At 71.8% G+C, this 7058-nt stretch carries 2 protein-coding genes; both read right to left on the bottom strand.

The genetic code is table 11. The annotated features are described in order from the left end of the window. Window positions 1-41: 41 nt before the first annotated feature. The gene (locus QH270_RS28930) at window positions 42-5507 is read right to left on the bottom strand and encodes a carboxyl transferase domain-containing protein (protein WP_280347309.1); all 5466 of its coding nucleotides are present in this window, start codon (window positions 5505-5507) and stop codon (window positions 42-44) included. Window positions 5508-5938: 431 nt separating this feature from the next. Then, complete coding sequence (locus tag QH270_RS28925; RefSeq protein ID WP_280347307.1) at window positions 5939-7045, bottom strand: PQQ-dependent sugar dehydrogenase; 1107 nt, start codon at window positions 7043-7045, stop codon at window positions 5939-5941. Window positions 7046-7058 lie beyond the last annotated feature (13 nt).

The following is a 7058-nucleotide window of genomic DNA, read 5'->3' as shown; positions in this document are numbered from 1 at the left end:
CGGCCACCCCGGGTTCCCGGAGTGGCCGCGCGCGCTGATTACTAGCGGGCCAGGTGGGCCTCGATGGCCGCGATGATCCGCGGACGCAGTTCGGCGACACTGACGATGGCGTCGACCGAGCCGACCTCGACGGCGCGCTGGATGTTGTGCACGCGGTCGAATTCCGCGGCCACATCGCCCAGCTTCTCCGCCCGCACCGAGGACCTGACCTCGTCCAGTTCCGCGGTCAGGGTGGCGCGATCGGTGCCGAACGCGTTGGCGGCCTGGGTCTCCAGGTCGCGCACGCGCTGATCGGCGGCGGTCCTGGCGTTGACCTCACCGGCGAACACCACCGCGGCGGCGGGGGCACCGCCGAGCACCGAGGCGAACGAGCCCTCCAGCGCCAGCACCGTCATGTTCGGGTTCAACGCCTTCGAGAACACCACGAACGCGCCGCCGTGGTACCGCGAGATCACGCAGAACACGATCGGGCCCTCGAAGTTGACGATGGCGCGGCCGATCTCGGCGCCGTACTCGAGCTGCAGCTTGCGCATCGACTCGGGCGAGCCGTCGAAGCCGGACAGGTTGGCCAGCACCACCAGCGGGCGGTTGCCGCTGGCCGCGTTGATCGCCCTGGCCGCCTTCTTCGACGAGCGCGGGAACAGCGTGCCCGCGGTGTAGGTGTCGGGACCGTCGGTCGAGGGGAAACCGCGGCGCGGCACATTGCGCGACTCGATGCCCAACAGGCACACCGGGATGCCGCCGAGGTGCGCGTCGTGCACCACCGCGGTCTCGGCGTCGGCCATCCCGGCCCAGCGCTCCAGCACGGCGTGGTCCTGGTCGGCCAGCGCCTTCATCACGGTCCGGATGTCGAAGGGCTTCTTGCGATCCGGGTTCGCGGTCGCCGAGAAGATCTCGCCGACGGTGGCGAAGCTGCTGTCGGCCAGGGTGTGCGGGAACGAGGAGATGTCGCGGTCGACGGGGTCGACGGTCCTGGTCCGGCGCGGCGCCTGCTCGCCCGGAACGACATAGGTGTGCTCGTAGTGCGCCATCAGCACGTCGCGCGCGGCGGGCAGGTTCGGCGCCCAGTACTGCGCCTGGCCGTTGGGGCCCATCACGCGGTCGTAGCCGCCGATGCCGAAGTTGTCCTCGGCCGAGACGCCGCCGGAGAAGTCCAGCGACTGCTTGCCGGTGAGCACCATGGCCGACTCCGGCGTCATCACCAGCACGCCCTTGGTGTGCATCAGCATGGTGGCCTCGGCGTTCCAGTACGGCTGCGCGCCGACGTTGATGCCGGCGACCACGATGTTGATCTCACCGCCGCCCTGGGTGAATTCGACGATCCGCTTGAGCGCGGCGGCGACCCAGTCCATGTTCTCGGTGCCCGACTCCATCGAGATGCGCGCGCCCGAGGACAGCGCGTACCACTCGAGCGGAACCCGCAGGCGATCGGCCAGATCGAGCGCGGCGATCACGCGACGGCACTCGGGCTCCGAGAGCGCGCCCAGCGACTTGGTCGGGTCGCCGAGCAGAAGCACGCGGGTGACGCCCTCGGGATGGCGCGGGGTCGGCGTGGTGACCACACCGGCGACGATCGCCGCGGTGTTGCGGCCCTTCGGCCGGTCCACCGGCACCAGCGTGTGCTCGGCGTCGAGGTCGTACTCGGTGAAATCGCCCAGCAGGCCGGTGAGTTCGTACGGGTAGACGGTGTTGCGCGCCGCGGCCCGCAGCACCTTCTGCCGGTACTCGTCGACGGGCTCGACCGGCTCGTCGGTCAGATCGCCGACCGTCACCGTGGAGCCGCCGGTGGCGTCGAAGCCGATGCGCACACCGACCTTGGTGAGCTCGCCGGTCTTCGGGTCGCGCTGGCGGGCGATGAGCAGGATCTCCTCGAGCCCGGCGCCCGCGGCGGTCGGCAGCACGTGCCCACCGATGGTGCCGAGTTCCTCGCGGGTGACCTCCATCGGCGGCCAGATGTACATGACGATGCGGTTGGTGTTGAGCCGCTTGGCCGAGGGCCGACCGGCCTGGGCCCGGCGGATCGAGTCGACACAGGTCGCGATGGTGGCCTCGGCGGTGGGCAGGGCGAGCAGCCTGCCGTCCTGCTCACGCAGCGCGGCCAGGTCGCGGACCTGGGCGAAGGCGATGAGGCGGTCGTCGGACGGGTTGCCCTTGGCGACACACCGGAACAGGTAGACCTCTTCGTCGTCCGAGGACGGCAGGCGGGTCAGGTCGAACTTGCGCAGCCGCTCCATCTGCATCCGCTGCGCGATGTAGGGGTGCAGGCCGCGGATCAGGCGCTCCTCGGCCATGCCGGTGGCGGTGGGCCGGAAGGTGAAGTGGTGGTGCATGACCGCGCCGCCGCTGCCCGCGACGGTGGCGGTGATCCGGTGCACCTGCTGCGGCAGCTGCTGCGCGCCGAGGATCTCCTGCAGCGCGGCGGCCATCGCGTCGGTGTCCTCGGGCTGGGCCTCCCAGCTGACGTAGATGTCGGCGTCGATCGAGGCCCGGCCGCTCGCCAGGGTGCCGAGGCCGTCGAGGGTGGTGGCGAGCTCGTCGAAGCTCACCGCGGCCGAGACCAGGCTGGCGCCGTCGCGCTCGGCGACGACGAAGGTGCTCGGGCCGATCTTCTCGGTGTGCACCCCGGTGAGGCCCTTGTTGCCGTAGTAGCGGCGGGTCAGCACCTCGAGCATCACCGTGTGGTCCGGCTTGTTCCGTTCCAGGCGCTGGCCGAGCAGGCGCACCAGCGGCTCGGTGCTGCGCACCATGTCGGCGATCCGGTCCGCGCGATCGGCGGCGTCGGGGTGCGCGTCCAGGTGGGTCAGGTGCCTGCGGACGTTGGTGTAGACGCGGGCGCGGTTGCGGCGCAGCAGCGGCTGGCCGTACCAGCCGTACACCAGGCCGCGGCACAGGTCGGCGATCACCGGGAAACGCACCTGGGTGGCCACGACGAGCCGTTCCAGCGTCAGGCCGACCGGCTCGCGCAGTACCTGGTCCGGCATCGGCTCGCGCAGCCATTCGCGCAGCAGCGTGGTGACGACCTCGACGGTGTCCGACGGGCGCTGCTGGGCGAGGAAGATGCGGAACACCGCCGCTTCCAGATCGGGGGTGCGATCCAGTTCGGTGACGCCGTAGTGGCCCAGCGCCGTGGCCAGCTTGGCGCGATAGGACTCCGACACCCCGGCCCGCTCGACATCGAGGCTCTGCAGGTAGGTGTGGAAGTACTCGCGGTCGCTGTGCACGTGGCTCTGGCCGTGCTCGTCCTCGGCGGCGCGGTTGTGGCTCAGCGCGGCCAGATCGGCGAAGACCTGGACGAGTTCGAGCTCCTCGGCCAGCGGACGGTGGTTGGCCGCCACGGAATCGCGGCGCGCGGCGAGGTAGTCGTCGAGGACGCGGCGGTCGTCGTGCGGGTCCACGTCGAAGCCGAGCAGCAGGCTGCGCAGATCCTGCAGACCGCGGGTGAGCCGCTCGTGCGCCTGGCGCGGGGTGGGCTCGCCGGGCAGATCGAGGTCGACGGCGCCGACGGCTTCGGTCTCGGTGGCCTCGTCGTCGTCGGCCAGCGGCTCCAGGCGCAGCAGCGCGGCGCCGGTCTCGACCTGGGTGCCGACGGAGACCGCGCACTCCTTGAGGCGGGCGCGGAACGGCGCGCGCAGCACCGTCTCCATCTTCATGCTCTCGAGCACGAGCACCGCGGCGCCCGCCTCGACCTCGGCACCGACCTCGACCGGCGTGCCGACCACCAGCGCGGGCGCGGGCGAGCGGACGACGCCGCCCTCGTCGCGGCTGATCCGGTGGGTGACGCCGTCGACGTCGACCAGGTGGGTCGGGCCGTGCGTGCCGGTGATCAGCCGGTAGCGGGTGCCGTTGACGACGAGCTGACCGGTGTGCTCGTCGAACCGCTCGAGATCGACGTCGGCGGTCACCAGTTCGGCGCCGGACTCGATGCCGACGCGGAAGCGGTGCGCGCCGATCCGCGCGACGCGGACGCGGTAGCTCGCGCCGCGCAGCTTCAGGTCGAGCGGGCGGCCGCTCTCGTGCTGCACCTGCGGACGGCCGCCGGACGCGGTGGAGAGCAGACGGTGCTGCTCGGCCCGCTCGTCCTCCTCGTAGGCGTCGATGGCCGCGGCGGCGAGCGCGATGGCCGAGTGGCGGTGCGAGACCAGGCGGCCCTCGCCGCGCACGCGGTCGATCCAGCCGGTGTCGGCGCTCGCGTCGATCACCTCGGGCTGGTCGAGCAGGTCGAGCACGAAGCTCTTGTTGGTGGCGCCGCCCTCGATGACGACACGGGTCTGCGCCATCGCGCGGCGCAGCCGGCCGAGCGCCTCGTCGCGGTCGCGGCCGTAGGCGATGATCTTGGCGATCATGGAGTCGAAGTCGGCGGGGATGGTGTCGCCCTCGCTGACGCCGGTGTCGACGCGGATGCCGGGACCGGCGGGCAGGTCGAGGCGCACGATGCGGCCGGGCGCGGGCGCGAAGTCGCGGTCGGGGTCCTCGGCGTTGAGCCTGGCCTCGATGGCGTGGCCGCGCTCGACCGGCGGCTCACCGGTGAGCTTGTTGCCCGAGGCCACCGACAGCTGCGCCTGCACCAGGTCGAAACCGGTGGTGAGCTCGGTGATCGGGTGCTCGACCTGCAGCCGGGTGTTGACCTCGAGGAACGCGAACAGCTGCTCGCCCGGGTGGTACAGGAATTCGACGGTGGCCGCGCCACAGTAGCCGACGGCGACGGCGAGGCGCTCGGCCGAGGCCTTCAGTTCGGTGGCCTGCTCGGCGCTGAGCACCGGCGAGGCCGACTCCTCGATGACCTTCTGGTTGCGCCGCTGCACCGAGCAGTCGCGCACGCCCAGCGCCCACGCGGTGCCCTGCCCGTCGGCGATGACCTGCACCTCGACGTGGCGGGCTCCGGTGACCAGGCGCTCGAGGAACACGACGCCGCTGCCGAAGGCGCGGGCCGCTTCCTGGCGGGTGCGCTCGTAGGCGTCGACGAGCTCGGCTTCGCTGGCGACCTTGCGGATGCCGCGGCCACCGCCGCCCGCGGTCGCCTTGAGCATCAGCGGGTAGCCGATCTCGGCCGCGGCCGCGATGGCGTCCTCGACGGTGTCGACGCCGCCGCGGCTCCACGGCGCGACGGGGACACCGACCTCTTCGGCGAGCAGCTTGGCGCCGATCTTGTCGCCCAGTTTGCGCATGGCCTCGGCGCTGGGTCCGATGAAGGTGACGCCGATGTGCTCGCACAGCTCGGCGAAGGCCGGGTCCTCGGCCACGAAGCCCCAGCCGACCCAGGCCGCGTCGGCCTTGGTGGCGACGAGCGCCTGCTCGAGCACCTTGAGGTCGAGGTACGGGCGGGCGGCGGCGGGGCCGAGGTCGTAGGCGATATCGGCGGCGCGCACGAAGGTGGCGTTGCGGTCGACGTCGGTGTACAGGGCGACCGTTTCGATCGGTAGCCCGGTCGCCGCTGCCAGATCACGGACGGCGTGGATGAGCCGCATGGCGGCCTCACCCCGGTTGACGATGGCGATGCGGCTGAACACTCGCCGACTCCTTCCATTCCAAGGTCTTGCCCCCGGGCGGGTGCGATTGTCGAATTCGGTCCTGCGCAGTCTGCACTTATCTCACGTATAAGTGAACAGCGTTCGAGGGTTACCCGCACGTATCGATCAGATCTCCCGGTCGACGGGGCGTCCGGCGACGTTCGCGCGGGTCTCGCCGGTCGGCATCGGCGAATTCGGCGGACCCCGGATCAGCGCGGTGGACCGAACGGCTCCGCGTCCGCCGCCGCTTCGAGGTCGGCGATCGGTCGCACACCGGGCATCACGGTGACACCGTCGCCGAACCACACGTCGTTGCCGACCACCGTGTCGCCGCGGTTCGCCGACCGGTGAGCAGATCGAAGTGGTCGGCCCAGCCGCCGCGCACCCCGACCAGCGGGCTCGGTGTCCGGGACACCGCGGCGGTGGCGGGGTCAGCGGGCCGGGAAGCGGAGGACGCGGTCGTCGCCGGCGCTGGTGTCGCCGCGGCCGTCGGTGTTGGAGGTGGTGAGCCAGAGTGCTCCGTCGGGTGCCACCTCGACCGTGCGCAGGCGGCCGTAGTTGTCGCGGAACAGATCTCGGGGGTTCGTGAGGCCGGTGCCGGACATCGTCGCCGTCCACAATCTCTCACCACGCAGGGCGGCCACGAAGAGGGTGTCCCCGGCGATCGCGATGCCCGACGGCGAGGCCTCGGCGGTCGACCAGGTGAGCAGCGGGTCGGTGAACCCGCGGTCCGCGCCACCCGCGCCCTCTACAGCGGGCCAGCCGTAGTCGCGGCCCGGTTCGATCAGGTTGATCTCGTCGAGCCGGTTCTGCCCGAACTCGGCGGCGAACAGCCTGCCTGCGCTGTCCCAGGCGAGGCCCTGCACATTGCGGTGGCCGCGGCTGTACACCGGAGAGCCCGGTGTCGGATTGCCCGGTGCCGGAGCACCGTCCGGCGTGAGCCGCAGGATCTTGCCGTTGGGACTCGCGGGGTCCTGCGCGAGCTCGCGCTCCCCCCCGTCGCCGGTGCCCACGTAGAGCATGCCGTCGGGCCCGAAGGCGATGCGGCCACCATTGTGATTGCCCGCCTTCGCGATTCCCGCGAACACGACCTCCGGCGCCGCGCCCTGCCGGAACCGGACGACGCGATTGTCGTCGGCGGCGGTGAAATACGCGTAGACGGTGCGTGATTCGGCATAGTCCGGCGCGACCGCGAGGCCGAGCAAGCCGCCCTCACCCCGCGCGACCACGCCGGGAATCTCGGCGAACGATTCCGGCGCGCGCCCCGGTGACACCCGCAGCACCCGCCCGGAGTCGCGTTCGGCCACCAGTGCCGCACCGTCGGGCAGGAACGCCAGACCCCATGGCACGTCGATCCCGGTGGCCACCTCTTCCGGCGCGTTCAGGTCGGGCGCACCGCCGGGCGCGCTCGGCGCCGTGGTGGACGCGATCGTCGCCGACGGCGCGGGCGGACCGGGATCGGCACCGCCGCACCCCACGGCCAGTACCGCGAGCGCGGTCAGTGCCGCGCGACACCCGGGTACGCGACTACTCGGCATGCTCTCACTCCGT

This window comes from Nocardia neocaledoniensis (genome assembly GCF_029868625.1).
Taxonomy (GTDB): Bacteria; Actinomycetota; Actinomycetes; order Mycobacteriales; family Mycobacteriaceae; genus Nocardia; species Nocardia neocaledoniensis_A.
This window is presented reverse-complemented; position numbering and strand designations above follow the sequence as displayed.